We start from the raw sequence: 2,064 nt of genomic DNA, 5'->3' as shown, positions 1-2,064 counted from the left end.
ATCACCATCACGCCTACTTCAAAATACACGTGTGCCATGCCGTGCGCCGCGTGCGGGCTGAAAAACAGCATATAGACGGAATACAGGTAAATCGACACCGTACCGATGGTAACCAACACGTCCATATTCGCCAGTCCGCCCTTAATGCTCGCCCACGCGCTTTTGTAAAACGGGATGGCCAGCCAAAGTTGCACTATGCTTGCCAGTACAAATTGCCATACAGGCGGAATCATCCAATCGTGCCGCCCGATCATCATGCCTACCATGCCGATTAAAAACGGAATATTAATGGCCAGCAAAAGCCACAGCCTCCAGCCGATATGGTGTTCTGCTTCAGGTTGCGGCAATGTATCTTCCGTTTTTTCCTTTGCGCCGTAACCGGTTTTCTCAATGATTTTGGCGATGTCGGCAGCGGAAGTTTTGCTGTCGTCAAACGTAACCTGCGCCTCCTCGCTGGCAAAGTTTACCCCTGCCGATTCGACAAAATCTTTTTTGTTCAACACTTTTTCAATACGAGAAGCGCAGGCCTGACAGGTCATGCCTTCGATTTGGAAACGGACTTTTTGTTGCATGGTTTCTTCCTTCTGAATGTGATTGGGCTACCTGAAAAAAGCGGAGCAGGGTTTTCAGGTAGCCTTTGGGGTGTTGCAGTCGATTTGTTGCGATTCGATTTACAAAGCCGCATCAAAGCCGCCGTCTTCCACCGCTTCTATCAGCGCGGCGGGGTTGGTTTGGGCGGGGTCGAATTCCACGACGGCATTCTTGTTTTCCAGGCTCACTTCGGCCTTGTCCACGCCGTTTACGCCTTCGAGGATGCTGGTAACGCTTTTCACGCAGCCGCCGCAAGTCATGCCTTCGATGTTTAATGTGATGGTTTGCATAGGGTTTCCTTTCTGTTGGAATGAGGCTGAGGTTTTAAAGCCCGTTGCAGCCAAAGCTTTCAGGTAACCTGAAATGATGGGTCTGCTCTTGCTTTCCCGCTAAGTGCCGCCACTATAAAGCTTTACCCGAAGTAAAGGTCAAGCATCATGATGAACATCAGCCAGGCTGCGGCCGAGAGCGGCCTTTCCGCCAAACAAATCCGCGACTACGAAAAGCACGGCCTAATCGCTCCGGCCGCGCGCAGCGAAGCGGGCTACCGCCGCTACGGACAGGCCGACCTTGTCCGGCTGCGCTTTATCCGCCATGCGCGGGAAGTGGGCTTTTCGCTGCCGCAGATCGGGCAGCTTTTGAGCCTGCAACACAACCCGCAGCGTACCAGCCGCGAAGTGAAAACGCTCACCGCGCGGCACATCGCCGAGCTGGAAGCCAAAATCGAACGCTTGCAGGGCATGGTGGCCGAGCTGCAACGTTGGCACGATGCCTGCGCGGGAGACGACTGCCCGGATTGTGCGATTTTGGCCGGGCTGGAGGAGCGTTAGGCGGCTTGGGCAGAATAGAAACAGGCTACCTGAAAAGTTTCAGGTAGCCTTAGTCGGCCGCTAACGGTTTGGTACAGGCCTCGTCGTAATACGGCAGCCACTTGCCGCCGCTTTGCTTCAGATATGCGCGAAAACTTTTGTTTACCCGTGTGGCGGTGTAATCCAAATAATGGCAAAAAGTAAGTTATCAAGAGACAGAGGCCGTCTGAAGCGTTTCAGACGGCCTTTTCAAAATACGCTTATCGGTTACAAAGCCACATCGTAGCCGCCATCTTCTACGGCATCAATCAGCGCATCGGTATCTGTCTTGCTTTCATCAAAAGTAATCACTGCATTTTTGTTTTCCAAGCTGACTTCTGCTTTTTCCACGCCTTCTACGCCTTCCAAAAGACGGGTTACGCTTTTCACGCAGCCGCCACAGGTCATGCCATCGATGTTGAGGGTAACAGTTTGCATTTGTATTTCCTTTCATTCACACAAATCAAATATGGTTGCCAAATACTTTACTCCTTACACAAACAGCTTGCAAATTCTTCATTAAGGCCGTCTGAAAAATGCAGATAGGTGTACAATAACGCCTTTTGCTTCATCAAACGGACATAATAATGACTTCAACATTCAAACAATGGGTTAGCGTATGCGC

Annotated in this window: 4 protein-coding genes; 1 reads left to right on the top strand and 3 read right to left on the bottom strand. The window is 51.2% G+C overall.

The window, feature by feature from the left end; translation table 11 throughout:
* Positions 1 to 572: cation transporter (locus ACTHS3_RS11975; RefSeq protein ID WP_440368035.1), on the bottom strand; the 572-nt coding region annotated here is incomplete at its 3' end.
* Positions 573 to 671: 99 nt separating this feature from the next.
* Entirely contained in the window at positions 672 to 881 is a 210-nt protein-coding gene (locus ACTHS3_RS11970; protein ID WP_003674677.1) for a heavy-metal-associated domain-containing protein, read from the bottom strand.
* Between the two features lie 147 nt (positions 882 to 1,028).
* Between ACTHS3_RS11970 and cueR the strand changes: the two genes are divergently transcribed.
* Positions 1,029 to 1,421: a Cu(I)-responsive transcriptional regulator gene (gene cueR, locus ACTHS3_RS11965; protein ID WP_049336562.1), complete on the top strand. Its 393-nt coding sequence runs from the start codon at positions 1,029 to 1,031 to the stop codon at positions 1,419 to 1,421.
* A 246-nt stretch (positions 1,422 to 1,667) separates the two neighbouring features.
* Here cueR and ACTHS3_RS11960 read toward each other — a convergent pair whose 3' ends face one another.
* A complete protein-coding gene (locus ACTHS3_RS11960) occupies positions 1,668 to 1,877 on the bottom strand; it encodes a heavy-metal-associated domain-containing protein (RefSeq protein ID WP_004519826.1) in 210 nt (69 codons plus the stop codon).
* Between the last annotated feature and the right edge of the window lie 187 nt (positions 1,878 to 2,064).

Source organism: Neisseria sp. P0009.S007 (assembly GCF_051962515.1).
Note: the sequence above shows the minus strand (reverse complement) of the source record. Positions and strands in the feature narration are given on the sequence as shown.

Coding starts and splice junctions, on each gene's coding strand:
- ACTHS3_RS11970 (WP_003674677.1), bottom strand. CDS start 881: ATGCAAACCATCACATTAAACATCGAAGGCATGACTTGCGGCGGCTGC.
- cueR (WP_049336562.1), top strand. CDS start 1,029: ATGATGAACATCAGCCAGGCTGCGGCCGAGAGCGGCCTTTCCGCCAAA.
- ACTHS3_RS11960 (WP_004519826.1), bottom strand. CDS start 1,877: ATGCAAACTGTTACCCTCAACATCGATGGCATGACCTGTGGCGGCTGC.